The organism is Rhodococcus sp. IEGM 1372, from assembly GCF_030056835.1.
Classification (GTDB): Bacteria; Actinomycetota; Actinomycetes; order Mycobacteriales; family Mycobacteriaceae; genus Rhodococcoides.
Genome location: NZ_JASHKS010000039.1, coordinates 23,282 through 38,134, shown reverse-complemented (window position 1 = coordinate 38,134; position 14,853 = coordinate 23,282). Strand labels below are relative to the sequence as shown.

General features: G+C 65.7%; 15 protein-coding genes and 1 pseudogene. 10 read left to right on the top strand and 6 right to left on the bottom strand.

Annotation, left to right across the window (positions count from 1 at the left end):
- Positions 1–506 (bottom strand): annotated as a pseudogene (locus tag QM590_RS21970) (apolipoprotein N-acyltransferase); the annotation flags it as partial.
- Between the two features lie 159 nt (positions 507–665).
- On the opposite strand from QM590_RS21970, the gene lspA reads away from it, so the two are divergent.
- On the top strand, positions 666–1,193 hold the full coding sequence (lspA, locus tag QM590_RS21965) for a signal peptidase II (RefSeq protein WP_052061206.1): 528 nt from the start codon (positions 666–668) through the stop codon (positions 1,191–1,193).
- Between the two features lie 185 nt (positions 1,194–1,378).
- Positions 1,379–1,792 carry a Rieske (2Fe-2S) protein gene (locus tag QM590_RS21960; protein ID WP_008720941.1) on the top strand — a complete coding sequence of 138 codons (414 nt, stop codon included), beginning with the start codon at positions 1,379–1,381 and terminating at the stop codon, positions 1,790–1,792.
- Between the two features lie 179 nt (positions 1,793–1,971).
- Here QM590_RS21960 and QM590_RS21955 read toward each other — a convergent pair whose 3' ends face one another.
- Positions 1,972–2,895, bottom strand: coding sequence for a cation diffusion facilitator family transporter (locus QM590_RS21955; RefSeq protein WP_008720942.1), 924 nt, complete (start codon positions 2,893–2,895; stop codon positions 1,972–1,974).
- Positions 2,896–3,092: 197 nt separating this feature from the next.
- On the opposite strand from QM590_RS21955, the gene QM590_RS21950 reads away from it, so the two are divergent.
- The 7 genes from QM590_RS21950 to QM590_RS21920 all read left to right on the top strand — a co-directional run bounded on the left by QM590_RS21950 (position 3,093) and on the right by QM590_RS21920 (position 11,290).
- Positions 3,093–5,117: a bifunctional copper resistance protein CopD/cytochrome c oxidase assembly protein gene (locus tag QM590_RS21950; protein ID WP_269596390.1), complete on the top strand. Its 2,025-nt coding sequence runs from the start codon at positions 3,093–3,095 to the stop codon at positions 5,115–5,117.
- A 536-nt stretch (positions 5,118–5,653) separates the two neighbouring features.
- Positions 5,654–6,448, top strand: a complete 795-nt coding sequence (locus tag QM590_RS21945; RefSeq protein WP_080733228.1) for a M23 family metallopeptidase — start codon at positions 5,654–5,656, stop codon at positions 6,446–6,448.
- A gap of 25 nt (positions 6,449–6,473) precedes the next feature.
- Positions 6,474–6,827, top strand: coding sequence for a BlaI/MecI/CopY family transcriptional regulator (locus tag QM590_RS21940; RefSeq protein WP_027494220.1), 354 nt, complete (start codon positions 6,474–6,476; stop codon positions 6,825–6,827).
- A complete protein-coding gene (locus tag QM590_RS21935) occupies positions 6,824–7,780 on the top strand; it encodes a M56 family metallopeptidase (RefSeq protein WP_008720986.1) in 957 nt (318 codons plus the stop codon). Before QM590_RS21940 ends, QM590_RS21935 begins: the two co-directional genes overlap by 4 nt.
- 85 nt (positions 7,781–7,865) lie before the next feature.
- Complete coding sequence (gene ctaD, locus QM590_RS21930) at positions 7,866–9,638, top strand: aa3-type cytochrome oxidase subunit I (RefSeq protein ID WP_072692203.1); 1,773 nt, start codon at positions 7,866–7,868, stop codon at positions 9,636–9,638.
- Positions 9,639–9,729: 91 nt separating this feature from the next.
- Positions 9,730–10,323, top strand: a complete 594-nt coding sequence (locus QM590_RS21925; RefSeq protein WP_008720475.1) for a copper resistance CopC family protein — start codon at positions 9,730–9,732, stop codon at positions 10,321–10,323.
- Positions 10,324–10,333: 10 nt separating this feature from the next.
- Positions 10,334–11,290: a cytochrome c oxidase assembly protein gene (locus QM590_RS21920; RefSeq protein ID WP_008720478.1), complete on the top strand. Its 957-nt coding sequence runs from the start codon at positions 10,334–10,336 to the stop codon at positions 11,288–11,290.
- 84 nt (positions 11,291–11,374) lie between these two features.
- On the opposite strand, the gene QM590_RS21915 is transcribed toward QM590_RS21920, so the two are convergent.
- The 4 genes from QM590_RS21915 to QM590_RS21900 all read right to left on the bottom strand — a co-directional run bounded on the left by QM590_RS21915 (position 11,375) and on the right by QM590_RS21900 (position 14,281).
- Entirely contained in the window at positions 11,375–12,262 is an 888-nt protein-coding gene (locus QM590_RS21915; protein WP_008720480.1) for a M23 family metallopeptidase, read from the bottom strand.
- Positions 12,259–12,495 (bottom strand): hypothetical protein, encoded by a 237-nt coding sequence (locus QM590_RS21910; RefSeq protein WP_232433764.1) that lies wholly within the window; start codon positions 12,493–12,495, stop codon positions 12,259–12,261. Before QM590_RS21910 ends, QM590_RS21915 begins: the two co-directional genes overlap by 4 nt.
- A 239-nt stretch (positions 12,496–12,734) precedes the next feature.
- Positions 12,735–13,493, bottom strand: a complete 759-nt coding sequence (locus QM590_RS21905; protein ID WP_008720482.1) for a DUF305 domain-containing protein — start codon at positions 13,491–13,493, stop codon at positions 12,735–12,737.
- Positions 13,490–14,281: a thioredoxin-like domain-containing protein gene (locus QM590_RS21900; RefSeq protein WP_032373348.1), complete on the bottom strand. Its 792-nt coding sequence runs from the start codon at positions 14,279–14,281 to the stop codon at positions 13,490–13,492. Before QM590_RS21900 ends, QM590_RS21905 begins: the two co-directional genes overlap by 4 nt.
- Positions 14,282–14,361: 80 nt before the next feature.
- Here QM590_RS21900 and QM590_RS21895 point away from each other — a divergent pair, with 80 nt between their 5' ends.
- A complete protein-coding gene (locus QM590_RS21895) occupies positions 14,362–14,673 on the top strand; it encodes a DUF4229 domain-containing protein (RefSeq protein WP_008720486.1) in 312 nt (103 codons plus the stop codon).
- Positions 14,674–14,853 lie beyond the last annotated feature (180 nt).

Below are 14,853 nucleotides of genomic sequence, written 5' to 3'. Positions count from 1 at the left end.
GGCCCGTCGGATTGACCGAATGCGATGCGGCCCCAAGGGAAGCCGCCGAACGGGACCCGAGATCGTGCCGCTTCCATCGCCACCCAGGCGCTCGCCACCCAGACCGGCGCCCACGGCAGTCGGGACATCCGATCCGCTACCGCACCGAACAGTGCCACGAAGAGTGCTTGAACGACGGACAGCGCCAGCCACGGCACCGATCCGACGTACTCCCCCACCCACGGCAGCAGAGGCACGAAGAACGCCGAGCCGGCGACGAAGCCGTAGCCGGCCCCCGCACGCGCCCCTCGCCCGCGCACAGCCAACAGCAGCATTGCAAGTGCTACCGGAGCGAGAAACCACAGATCGATGGGCGGGAATGTGGCATACAACATCAGCCCGGATGAGGCGGCGGCGAGGAGCCGGATCCACGCGCGGACTCCGTTGCTGCCGGTCACCCACCGCGCCCGGCTCGGGTCGTAGACGAGAGGTCGAGGCCCGGGCTCGATGCCGGGAGCCGATCTCATGACGGCACGCGCGTGCAGCCGGTACCGGAGGAGCCTCTGCCGTTCATCAACTACTATGGTGCATAGTATTTTATGTGATGGCAACTCTGCGGCGGTGACCGATCCCCTTCCGTCGACACCCAGCACCTGTCCGAGATACACACCCGAGAACGAGGATCCGTGAACCGCTCGCCCACCACGTCTCCCACGCGGCTGCGTGCTTACGCAGTGACTCTCGTGCTGACATTGGTCGCTACCGCGCTGACCGTCGACTACTGGGCGCAAGAAGCATTGGTCGGCTCTCCGATCCCACTACCGATCCTCGAATTGCGGCTCGCCTTCAACCGCGGAATGGCCTTCAGTCTGGGCAATTCGCTGCCCCTATGGGTGATCGTGTCGGTCACGGCGACGATCACCGCCGGGGTCGCGGCCTACGGATGGCACAGCGCTCGGCACGGGGAGCAGTGGACCACGGTGGCGCTGGCGTTGATCCTCGCCGGCGCGCTGTCCAACGTTCTGGACCGGCTTGTCGACGGTGCGGTCACGGACTACTTTCACACCGGTTGGTGGCCGACATTCAACCTCGCCGACATCTACATCACCTGCGGGGTGGTGCTGATGATCGGGGCGGCACTGGCACGCGAGAGGGCACAAGGGTTGCCCCTCTGCCCGCAGTGCCCGACAGCGCCGGATCGTGAACGTGCATGAGATATCTCGGCGTTCGAATCGAATGCCCTGCAGTGCACATACATTCGCGACAGGACAATCATGCTGATCCGCTCGAACAGTGAGGGTGATCGACACCGGAACTGCTCGAAACATAGTCGACTACAACCACCGACACGCGATCGTCGCCTCTCGCTCACCGAGGCGTACCGAGGGGAGCCTGCTGTATGAGCGAGGACATCCCGGCGCTACCGCGCCGTATTTTTCTCGCTACGAGCTGCGCTACAGCGTGCCTGACTGCCGCCGGATGCAGCGTCGGCGAAGCCCCGTCCGGTGAGGACACCGCTTCCGACGGTCCCGTCACCTTGTCGGTGAACGATGTTCCTGTCGGCGGTGGAATCGTGCTCGCCGACCGGCAGGTCGTCGTCACCCAACCGGAACCCGGTATCTTCCGGGCCTTCTCGGCTATCTGTTCTCACCGAGGGTGCACAGTGAACCGAGTTCGCAACGGCACGATCGAGTGCCCCTGCCACAACAGTGCGTTCTCGATCACCGACGGGGCGGTCATGCGCAGCCCCGCCACCGAGCCACTGCCGAACCGTGCCGTGACCAGAACCGTCGATACCCTCACCGTCGACTGATCCATCACCGGGCGCGAACATGCGAGGTGGACGGGTTCGGGGTGAACGGTCTCGACCGGGCCGATGTGCGGCACTCGAGGACCCACTCTGTGCCCCCACCCGACGGGTGCCGGTTCGGTACATCGCTGCCGTGTCGACGACAGCACAGCGTGCCGATCGCGCACCGGGTCGAGACCTGCCTACCAATTGACCTCTCGGCACCGGCCTTCGCCTTCCCGGGGTTCGACCTGCACAGTGGCGTGTTCGAGACCGAACTCGTTGCGGAGAACCTGCTGCGCTGCAGCGAGCACCCGCGGTGTCTCGGCCTCCGGGGCGACCGTCAGATGCGCCGACGCGACCTCCATCCCCGACGTCAGTGTCCATATGTGCAGATCGTGCACCTCTTCGACATCGTCGACATCGGTCAGGGCCCTTTCCACGGCGGCGACATCGATGCCCGCCGGAGCATGTTGCAGCAGAATTCGTACGGCGTGACGGCCCAGGTTGAACGCGCGTGGCAGGACGAACACGCCGATGGCGACCGCGATGACCGGGTCGGCGTACCGCCACCCGAACAGGACGGTGACCAGTCCGCTGACCAGTACGCCGATCGAGCCGAGCATGTCCGCCATCACCTCGAGATACGCACCCCGAACATTGAGGCTGTCCTTGGCGCCGCTGCGCAGCAGGACGAACGCGATGAGGTTCATCACGAGCCCGAGGGTGGCCACCGCCATCACCGGGACGCCGGGGACCTCGGGCGGATTCGTGATGCGTTGCGCGGCTTCGTAGAGAATCCAACCGGCCACACCGAACAGCAGAAGTGCATTGAACAATGCGGCGAACACCTCGGCTCGGTAGAGCCCGAACGTGCGGGCAGCCTTGGTCGATCGTCGCTGTGCGAGTGTGATCGCCACGATCGCCATCAGCACCCCGAACACGTCGGTGAACACGTGTGCGGAATCGGAGAGCAACGCCAGCGACGAGGTGGACAGGCCGACGACGACCTGCGTCACCAGGGTGACCGCCCCCAGACCGACAGCGATCCACAGTCGCCCGAGGTGCTTACCGGACGCGCTGGCCGGTGAACCCGGCTCTATCCCGTGGCCATGTCCGTGCCCCATCGTTGCTCCTTCGTCGTGTCAGATCCGCAGAACGACAACATATTGCGATATGCGCATACATGCAAGTGTTGAAGGATCATCCGGCGGTGGCTGCCCGGACTCGTACAACTATCATTCGTAGTAGTTCATTGTCGGCGCAGGTCGGACTGCCTCGCGCCCATGCCGGAAACACGATCCACCGGGAAGAGGCGCACACCATGGCCACCGAAGCGGCCCATTCGACCCGCGGCGCAGTGGATCGACGCTCCGGATCGCAGGTGATGGTGCTGTGCGCAGCGATTGCCGCGGTGGTCGCTGCACTGCTCGCAGCGATGTCGACGTCGCAAGCGCTCGTGCTGTTGGGTCTGCCCGATCCGGGCCCGATCACCACGTACGGGATCCCGGCACTGACCGCGATCGGCGAGGTGGCTGCCGTCGTGGCGGCGGGGTCGCTGCTCCTCGCGGCATTTCTCGTTCCGCCTCAGAGGTCGGGTGTGCTCGACATCGACGGGTACGTAGCCGTCCGCACCGCGGCGAAGGCCTCCGCAGTGTGGGCGGTGTGCGCGGCGGCGTTGGTGCCGCTGACACTCTCGGACGCCTCGGGTCAACCTGTCGGATCCGTTGCAGCGCAACCGGTGCAGTTCCTCGGTGCGATCGGCGATGTCGAGGCCTCCACTGCATGGGCCATCACCTCTGCGGTCGCGGCGATCACCGCCGCAGCATGCGCGGCGGTGTTGCGGCATCGATGGACCCCCGCCTTGTTCGCCCTGTCGATGCTCGCGTTGATCCCGCGCGCGGTCACCGGCCACTCCTCGACCGGCGGCAATCACGACATCGCGACGAACTCGTTGATCCTGCACATCCTCGCTGCCGCGCTGTGGGTGGGCGGACTCCTCGCACTTCTCGCTCATGCGCTGCGCGGAGGTGGGCACCTTGCCGTCGCGACCCGCCGCTACTCGACGCTCGCTCTGGTCGCGTTCGTGATCATGGCGGTCTCCGGAGTGGTCAACGCTGCCGTGCGAGTGCCCGTGACGTCGCTGTGGGATTCGACGTACGGCGCTCTGATACTGGCGAAGATCGCAGCTCTGGCGATCGTGGGGACCCTCGGGTGGATACAGCGACGACGAACGGTCCGCGCTCTGGCTCACGACCCCGCGAGGCGCAAATCCCTGATCACGTTGTCGATGATCGAGACCCTCGTTCTCGTCACCACCGTGGGCCTGGCGGTCGCACTGGGCCGCACTCCCCCGCCCCCGCCGCAGGACACCTCGCTGCCCCAGGCGCACGAAGAGGCCTTGGGCTACGTGTTGGACGGCCCGCCCACCGCTGCGCGGTTGGCGTTCGAGTGGCGTTTCGACCTGGTGTTCGGCTCCGCGGCGGTGATCGCGGCCGTCCTGTATCTGGTGGCCGTGCGGCGCCGTCGGCGGGCAGGCCTGTCATGGCGGCGGCGGTGGACAGCGAGCTGGTTGGCGGGTACTGCGGTGCTGCTCGTGGCGACCTCGTCCGGGGTCGGGTTCTACAGCCCGGCGATGTTCAGCGTGCACATGGCGGGACTGACCGCGGTCGCCGTCGCCGTGCCGTTGCTGTTGGTCCTCGGCCGACCGGCAACCTTGTTCGCCTCGGTCCTGCCGACCGCGTCGGCCGCCGAAGCACCGGGCTCGCGCGAATGGCTCCGGGCTGCATGGCAGAGCCGAGCAGCCCGGATCGCGATACACCCGTGGGTCAGCACCACGGTGTTCCTGAGCAGCTTCTACCTGCTCTACCCCGGCGGACTGTTCGACACCGTCGCCGACTCGCATGTGGCACACATGGTGATGAAGGGCTGGTTCCTGACCGTCGGGATGGTGATGTTCTGGGGCACGGTCGGCGAAGACCCGGTACCGAGACCGATCGCGGGACTGACGAAGTTGCTCGCGAGTATCACCGCATTGGCCGGGTTCGCATTCTTCCTCGTCGTGACGATCGATCTCGAGACCGCGCTCGGAGCGAGCTTCTACAGCGGACTGCGTCTGGACTGGAACGCAGACCTGCTGGCCGACCAGCGGCGCGGCGGCACTCTGGCGTGGGGCATCGGGGAGTTGCCGTTGCTCGCTGCCGCGGTTCTCGCCGCGGTCCGGTGGTCGGCGGCCGACGAGAGCGCGGCACGGCAACGAGACCGCCGAGTCGACGATCAAGGTGATACCGAACTCGAGGCGTACAACACCATGCTCGGTGGCCTGTCCTCTCGGCGCGATCACCCCTGATACCCGAAACGCCCAGCCCTGTTCCGGTGCGGATGTCGTAGCCCGGCGGGATGTCGTAGCCCGGCGGGATGTCGTAGCCCGGCGGGATGTCCTCCGAGGACCGTGACCAGCGGTACGGACGAATCCGGGTCGAGTGGGATGGAAAAACTATGCTCGATAGTAGTAACCTGTGGCCTGACCGTCACCATTTCGTTATCTCGAGCGAGGCCACGGCCTCGTAGCCACCAAGGATTGTGATCTTGGCCCGACACCGCACACCCGATCCGATCGACGACGACTACGCAGCGCCGGCACCCGGCGTCGCGGTCTCGATGCCCGTCGGCAACAGGCCGACGGCGCTCATCGATCACCCCCGTCATCGACACGCCGGGTTCGCACCCTCGCGTTTCGTGACCGAGTCGCCCGCCGAGACCGTGTACTCCGACAATCGGTCGCAGGACGAGCACACGCCTTCGGCGCAGACGCCCGCACCGGATGTACCCGCTCACGCGGTCAGCGCCGCCTGGGACACCGCGGCCGCGGACACTGCCGCGTCGATGTGGGTGCACGTGGCCGGTCCGGACGAGACGACACACGGCGACGGTGGCCGCGATGTAGTGCAGGCCGTGTCGCGACGTGCTCGCCGCGGACTTCATCGCCGCCGGGTGCCGAAGCCGGGTGGCCGCGCCATCGCTGCGTCGGTCGCGGTCGGTGCCTTTCTGTCCGCGGCAGCGACGTCTCCGAACACCGGGTCGCAGGACAGTGTGGCGCTCAGCGCTGCGAGTATCGATAGCCCTCCCGCCGGCGTCCTGCCGCCGAGCCCGGTCGTCGCCTCACCCCCGCAGGTGTTGCAAATGCCCGATCTCGATGTCGGCCGGCTCGCGCAGCGCATGACCGAGCAACTCGCCGAGGGGGGAGTTCGGGCGGCGGAGCGCGCCGCACGCGATGCCGAGGCGCGGCGCCCGCTCTCGGTGGTGCCGGTGTCGGGCACATTGACCTCCAGTTCTGGGCCGCGTTGGGGGACAACGCATTACGGACTCGACATCGCCAATACGATCGGGACGCCGATCGTATCGGTGACCGACGGTGAGGTCATCGAAGCAGGGCCGGCGCAAGGGTTCGGCCTGTGGGTGCGTATTCGTCAGGACGACGGCACGATCGGGGTGTACGGCCACATAGACCAGGCGCTCGTCACCGCCGGTCAACGCGTGAAAGCCGGCGAGCTCATTGCTACGGTAGGCAACCGAGGCCAATCCACCGGACCCCACCTGCATTACGAAGTGTGGCAACCCGACGGTGCCAAGTCCGACCCGACGGCGTGGCTGTCGGCACGCGGAGTCGATATCACCTGACACGACGAGGAAAGAAGAACTGGCGATGAAAAGGCTCGGTGATCTCGAAGCGGAGGTGATGAACGTGCTCTGGCAATGTGATCGACCGCAGTCGGTCCACGACCTGCGTGAACGCATGGCCGACAGAAACCCCGCCTACACCACGATCCTGACCGTCGTGACCCATCTCCACGAGAAGGGGTGGGTCGAGCGGACCAAGCAGTCACGCGCCTATCTCTACTCGCCCGTGCAATCTCGGGCCGAGGCCACCTCGCAAGCGCTGCGCGAAATCCTCGACACCAGCACCGACTCGGCCGCCGTGCTGATGCATTTCGCGAAAACCGTCACCGACGACGAACTGGACGCCCTGCGGGGGAACCTGCCGGACGCGAACCGGTGATCGTCGCACTGGCATTACTCCTCGCCGCGACCCTGGTGGCCGTTGCCATGCCGCCGCTGCTGACCTCACTCACCCGCACCGTCGGCCCCTCTCTCGCCTTGACCGCTTGGATCGGCAGCATCGCCGGGGTGCTGTTTCTCGTGGGATCCGCGGTGGCGGTGTTGCTCTGGCCCGGCCATGCGCCGGCCGAGGGCATGGTCGAACTCGCCGTCCGCTGCCTGGGCTCGCTGCAACACGCGGCCCAGCCGTGGATCGGGGAAGCGGTCGCCGGGGCATCGGTCGTCCTCGCGGCGTCGGCATCGGCGCGCGTCCTGCGCTCGACTCGCCGTCAGCTTCGAGCGCGGTCCAAAGTCCGCGACTATCACCGCGATGTCATCGCCGTCGTGGCGCGCACGGACCCCGGACCCGAACCGATCATGTGGCTCGACCACCCACTCCCGCTGGCCTACAGCATCGACGGTCGCCCCGGCTACGTCGTGGCCACCGAAGGCCTGCTCGCCCATCTCGATCCCGAACAACAGCGAGCAGTGATCGCACACGAACGTGCCCACCTGCGCGGGCGCCATCACCGCATCGTCAACATCTGCGAGATCCTGGCCAAAGCGCTTCCTCGCGTTCCCCTCTTCGCCGCGGCACCCGCGGCGGTACGGGTCCTGGTCGAGGTCGCAGCCGACCGGTCCGCGGCCGCAGTCACCAGCGCCGACACTGTACGTTCGGCATTGTCGACGGTCTCGCAGGCGCATTCTGCGCGGCCACTGTGGGCACTGGGCCTGATCGGGGACTCGACCACCGAGCGGTTGCATCACCTCGACACGAGCGCGCAAACACCGAGCCGAACCCGAGCGGGCGCTTATGCTGCCGCCGCCGTGCTGCCCCTCGTCGTGCCGGCCGTGTTGGCCGTCGTCTCGCTCAGCGCGGTCTCCGCCGCAGCGTGCGCGGTCCTGCTGATCTGAACAACCCCAAATACTATGCTGCATAGTATTTGGGTTACGCTGGCGGACGCGTCCTGTAATTCGCGTGCGACACGAAGGTGGTTCCATGACGGCGCTGACATCTCCTCCGGCTGCGCCGGCGGTTCGCCCCTATCCACCCCGCGGGGCCCGCAAGGGGTCGTTCCTGCACACGATGGTCACCACCACCGATCCGAAGGTCATCGGACTGATGTACTTGGTGACCTCGTTCGGGTTCTTTCTCGTCGGTGGCCTGATGGCGTTGATCATGCGCTCCGAGCTCGCGGTCCCGGGAATGCAGTTCCTCTCCAACGAGCAGTACAACCAGCTCTTCACCATGCACGGCACGATCATGCTGCTGCTCTACGCCACCCCGATCGTCTTCGGCTTCGGCAACTACATCCTGCCGCTGCAGATCGGCGCACCCGATGTCGCCTTCCCCCGGCTCAATGCCTTCTCCTACTGGCTGTACCTGTTCGGCGCACTGGTCACCACCGCAGGTTTCATCAGCCCCGGCGGTGCCGCAGACTTCGGCTGGACCGCGTACACCCCGTTGAGCAGCGCCGTCTACTCCCCCGGTATCGGATCCGACCTGTGGATCGTGGGCCTGCTCGTCGCCGGCCTGGGCACCATCCTGGGCGGGGTCAACATGGTCACCACCGTGGTGTGCCTGCGCGCACCGGGAATGACGATGTTCCGGCTACCGATCTTCACCTGGAACATCCTGGTGACCTCGATCTTGATCCTGCTGGCGTTCCCACTGCTGACCGCAGCACTGATGGGCCTGCTCGCCGACCGTAAACTCGGCACCCACATCTTCGATCCCGCCAACGGCGGAGCGTTGCTCTGGCAGCACCTGTTCTGGTTCTTCGGACACCCCGAGGTCTACATCATCGCGCTACCGTTCTTCGGAATCGTCTCGGAGATCTTCCCGGTCTTCTCCCGCAAACCCATCTTCGGGTACAAGGGGTTGATCTACGCCACCGTCGGCATCGCCGCCCTGTCCATCGCGGTGTGGGCGCACCACATGTACGCCACCGGTGCCGTGCTGCTGCCGTTCTTCTCGTTCATGACCTTCCTCATCGCCGTGCCGACCGGGGTGAAGATCTTCAACTGGATCGGCACCATGTGGCGCGGCCAGGTCACCCTCGAATCCCCCATGCTCTTCTCCATCGGATTCCTGATCACGTTCGTCTTCGGTGGACTGTCCGGAGTGCTCCTGGCGAGCCCGCCCATCGACTTCAACGTCACCGACACCTACTTCGTCGTCGCGCACTTCCACTACGTCGTGTTCGGAACGGTCGTGTTCGCGACCTACGCCGGCATCTACTTCTGGTTCCCCAAGATGACCGGCCGCATGCTCGACGAACGACTGGGCAAGTGGCACTTCTGGCTGACGTTCCTCGGCTTCCACGCCACCTTCCTCGTCCAGCACTGGCTCGGCGCCCAAGGAATGCCGCGCCGCTACGCCGACTACCTCCCGTCCGACGGATTCACCACCCTCAACCAGATCTCGACCGTGGGATCGTTCGTCCTCGGGGCCTCGACGCTGCCGTTCATCTGGAACGTGTTCAAGAGCTACCGCTACGGCGAAGTGGTCACCGTCGACGACCCCTGGGGCTTCGGTAACTCCCTCGAGTGGGCGACCAGTTGCCCACCCCCGCGGCACAATTTCATCGAGATGCCCCGGATCCGCTCCGAGCGGCCGGCGTTCGAGCTGCACTATCCGCACATGGTCGAACGCATCCGCGCCGAGCAGCACGTCGGTGGCCCGCACTCGGATTCGATCGCGCCCTCGGAAGTGATCACCGAAGCGATTGCCGGACCGGACGTATCGAAACGGCCGGACGTCGACAAGTAACACGGTCGACCGACCCCCGTAGGCTCACACCCCCTTACTACTAGTGCGCATAGTAGTAAGGAGAATCAGTACGACCAGAGGAGAACCGAACGTGAAACGATGGATGCTGGTCGCCGTGCTCATGTGCGGCACAGCACTGTTCTCCGCGGCCCCGGCATCGGCGCACAGTGAACTCGTCAGCTCCGACCCCCCGGCCGATGTGACGCTCGAGTTCGCACCGATCGGCGTCGGCCTCAAGTTCAATCAGGACATCAACGAATCGTTCGCGACCATCAGCGTGGTAGGTCCTGGCGATACTCAGTGGACGCAGGGTACGGCCACGGTCGAGGGCCCCGACGTATCGGTCCTGCTCGAGGACGGCCTACCCAACGGGCAGTACACCGTCGGCTACCGCGTCACCTCCGCGGACGGGCACCCGATCACCGGGTCGTACGGCTTTTCGGTCGACGTCGCGGAGACCGCCACCCGCCCGGACGCTGCTGCACAGCAATCGCAGGGCGGTGCGACCTCGCCGGCTCCCTCGACCACGCCGACGCAGGCCTACGATCCGAACAACCCGTCCGCCAGCGAGGACCGGCCACCGAAACAGAACACCATGATGCTGCTCTCCATCGTGGGCCTGACTGTCCTCGGTCTCGCTGCCATCGCCCTGACGTTGGTGATCCGAGGCAAGGACAAGCAATGACAGGGGCCCGATGAACATCGCCGCCGTAACTCCCCCGGAAGGCCCGCCGACCCTGGCAGCGTTGCTGAGCTTCGATCTTCCGCCGCTCCCGATCCTGCCGATCGCCGGCATCGTCATGGCCGGACTGTACTGCTGGGGGCTCTACCGGATCCGCGGCCGGGGTATCGCATGGTCACGGTGGCGGAGTGCGAGTTTTCTGCTCGGCTGCGCGGCGCTGGTCCTGGTGACCGGACTGCAGGTCGAACGCTACGGATACAGCCTGTTCAGCGTCTTCATGTTCCAGCATCTGACGTTGTCGATGACCATCCCACCGTTGTTGGTGGTGGGTTCGCCCGGACGACTTCTGTTGCGTGCCACCGCTCATCACGGAGCCGGGCGGTGGGTACTGATCGCGGCGCTGACGGGGTTGCGTAGCCGCGCCGGGCGCATCGCACTACATCCAGGTCTGACGATCCCGTTGTTCCTCTTCAGCTATTACGGGCTGTATCTGTCGTCGATCTTCGATGTTCTCGCCATCACAGTCATCGGGCACGTATCGATGGAGATCTTCTTCTTCGCCAGCGGGCTGCTGTTCATCATCCCTGTGCTCGCCGTCGGCCCCCTCCCCGTTCGGCAGAGCAATCTGGGCCGGTTGTTCGACCTGTTCGTCGAGATGCCGTTGCATGTGTTCTTCGGTGTCATCCTGATGATGTCGAGCACCCCCATGCTCGCCACGTTCGCCTCCCCTCCCCCGCAGTGGGGTGTCGATCCGGTATCCGATCAGAAGCTCGCCGGGGCGCTTGCGTGGTCCTACGGTGAGCCGGTGGCCCTGCTGGTGGTGCTCATCTTCTGCATTCGGTGGAACCGGGACGAAAAGGAGGAATCGGCTGCCGCGGACCGGCACGCCGAAGAAGACGGGTACAGCGAACTCAACGCCTACAACGACTTTCTGAAAAAGATCGGTAGCGAGACCAGTCAACGGACCTGAGCTGTCGCGGCCGTCCCGCGCTCGGGGACTGCCGCGAGCTCATCGCCTGATCGCGCTTACTGGCAAGGGCCTGATCGGGCGCATTCATCGCGCACGTGTGCCCACCCCGATTCTGGCTCCACGCTCACCGAGCCAGGCTTGCGGATCGACCTTCTGTCCCGCGGGAGAAGTCGCCTCGAAATGCAGATGCGGACCCGTCGAGTTACCGCGGTTCCCGACCTCTGCAATCCGATCGCCCTTACGGACGCGCTGACCCACCGTGACCGAATTTCCGTTGTTGTGCCCGTAGGTGGTGATCGATCCATCGTCGTGTCTGATCCGAACCCACAGCCCGAAGCCCTGTGCGGGCCCGGCGCTGATGACCGTTCCATCGGCCGCGGCGACGATCGGTGAGCCCAGTGAGTCGGCGATGTCGACACCGCCGTGTTGTGTCCCGCTTCGGGTGCCGAAATTCGAGGTGACCAGTCCGCTGCTGGGTGCGACAGCAGACGCAGTACCTCGGGAGGTGGCCGAGCCACCGGACGTGGAACCGCGCTGCTGTGCTGCATCAGGAACAGAATCTTCGGGCGCGGTCGTCTCGGATGCGGGAGGGGTGTCGGTGGTGCCGGGCACGGGCGAATCGCGGCCGGTGTTGCCCGTCACCGGATCCTGTTCCCCACCTCGGTCGCCGTCATGCGGGACTGCGGGGTCGAGGGCGTCGACCTGGAGCGATGCGGCGATACGAAGGGCCAGGAGTGGGTCGAGAGTCGCCAACGGGGCCAGGCAGGACAGGGACTGCGCCGGGGCATTCGAGACTCCACGGGCGATGGCGTCGACGATGCATCCTGCCGACGCGGACACCGGGCCGGCGGTGTCCGCGATGACGCCGCCGGCCTGGGCGGCGGCCCACGTCGAGGATGCGAAGGCTGCGAGGTCTGCCACCGCGATCGGATCGGTACCGATTGTCGCGGCCCGATCGGCCAGGCGGATCAACCGGCTGACGGCGTCGGCGGTCTGCTGACCTTCGACCTCGTCCCGGACTCCACGGCCGGTTGACCCGGATTCGCTTCGGCTACCGGGGCGTGCAGGAACACCGCACCGAGTGCGGCACCGACGATCACGTATGTCCGCGCACCTCGGCATGCGCGACGTCGCCCGCCGCTCGGCGTCGTCTTTCCCGCGTTGTTCACGTGGTCACCCCACCCTTCTCGTTGAATGCCGGTCACGATCGCAGTGGATGCCGTGTCGGCCGTGGGTCAGTGTTGCGTGATCCCATCGACACCACAAGCCCCTTCTGTCACACTCTCGACTGCATTCGTCGCTGTTTCGCCTATCGATTCGGCGTCGAAAGTGAGTGCTTTGCACAGTAACTCGACGATTCGACGCCTTTTTATGCGTGCCGATGCCGGTCATGGGGGTCATCCCAATCGTTATTACTATGCAACATAGTATTTAGATATCGGCGTCAGCTCTCCGGCAACGGTGAGACCCCGTGTGCGCTCAGCAGGACATCGATCTGACCGACCTCGGCGGTTTGCGCGGAGGCGATCGAGCCCGCGAGCGCGGCGACAGCGGGAACTGTCGCGTTTGCTGCTCCCTGCTCTGCCATCGGGATTCCCCCACGATGGTGGCGGCGGAGCAGTTGTAGATACCGGCCGTCGAATTCTTCGGCGTTCATCCGGCGAAGTGCCGTCAGCTCGGCGGTACTGGCCATGCCGGGCATCGACGTCGCGTCCTGTCCGCTGTCGTTCGCGGACGCGCTCATGTCCATCGGGTGACCCCCTGTCGAGCTGGCCCCGGTCATCCACGTCATCGTCGGGCCGTCGGGCAGATATGGCCTGTCCCACAGTGTCAACCAGCCTTGCATCGTGCCGACTTGGCTCTGCTGCGAGGTCAACACGTCGAAGGCGAGGGTCCGGATGACCGGATCCGTCGAGCGTCCCAACGCCATCGCCGACATCTCGATCGCCTGGTTGTGATGGACCGACATGTCCTGCGCGAAACCCACATCCACCGAATTCGATGCCGGTACGGCCACTCGTGCGCTGTCCGGTGTGAGCAGTACGCCGATGAGGACGCCGGACAGGACGAGAGCTGTCACCGCCAAGCCGATGAGCAGTGCCCTGGGCCTGGATCTGGGTCCCGTTTCCGCGGCGTCATTCTGTGCACTGTCGTTCTGTGCATCGTCGATCTGGGCATCGTCGGCCTGGCCGTGCACGGTCATCGACTCCCCTCCCCCATCGGCGCTGGCGCACTGTCGAGGGCCGGGTCTTCCTCGAGGGGCACCGCGTCCGGTCCTGGCTCGCTGGCGTCGAACGGCGGCGGGTTGTCGGGATCGAACGCGCCGGGAATGGTCGAGCAACTGGCTCCGCTCTCGGGGTGGGTCGAGGGGTTCTGTCGCAGAGCAGCGACGAACTGAGTGATGCGCCGGTCGGAGGCATTGTCGAGCTCGAGTCGATGGCCCCACGACTGCAGCGTGATCGGTGCCGTCAGGCCCGGGTAGGGCGACATCATCGTGTAGGGCTCGCCCTCGACCCGCCCGGCGAGTGAACCGACCTCGTCGGAGGAGACCCGGTTCGGGTCGTACGTCACCCACACCGCCCCGTGTTCGAGCGAATGAACCGCGTTCTCGCTGCGTAGCGGGACGGGGTACACCACTCCGGTACACGTCGCCCAGGTCTGGTCGTGAGGGCCGCCGAACGGCGGACTCTGATCGTAGGCAACTCTCTGAGCTGGTTCGACGTGCCGCGCGGCCGGATACTCGACCTCGACGACGCCGTCGATGCCGCGGGAGGGGTCCGGGTCGTCGGCGGTCGGCGCGAACCGCTCGGCCTGATTGCGTTCGAGGACGCGGGGGGCCAGGTTGTATCCGATCGCACCGACGAGCACGACGATGACGACACCCGCGCCTATCACCGCCCAGGGAGCGCGCACGCCCCCGGGCACTCCGGCTGGGCGTGATCGCCGAGTCGAGCTCCGTCGGCCTCGGGCGGGGTTTCTGCTGCTGTTCATATTGCTCCTCCATCAAATACTATGCACCATAGTATTTGAATCAAGGTCCCAGGAAGCCCCTACGCACGACAGGACGGCCGATGCCGGTGTTCCGCGCACCCTCAACTGCTCGCGGGCAGCTTGCCCTTCATGTGCTGGCCTACAACGGTGCACGCCTGCTCTTCGTGTGTGTCGCCGCAGGAGTGCTTTTGGCCGTCGACGCACTGACGAGCCTTGACATTTCCTTCGTGTTGGTACTGCTTGGCGCACTTGCAGCAAGCCTGCCGCTGTCGGCACTGACCCTGAGGAAGCTCCGCCGAACCATCAATGCGGACATCGAAGCAGTCGATCGCACGCGCTCGATCAAGAAGCGAGGCCCCGCGGCGGGACGACCCGGCACCGACAAACCGTGACGTCGGCGCACGGACTTCGGCGTTGGCGTTGGCGTTGGCGTTGGCGGATCGTCCGTGTCGGTCACTGTTCGCCGACCCATTCGACGGACGCTTCGGCGTCCGGCTCGATGTCTAGTAGTTCCAGGGTGCGGTGCATCAGAGTCTCGATCCGATACTCGAGATCATCGACGAGGTCAGGCA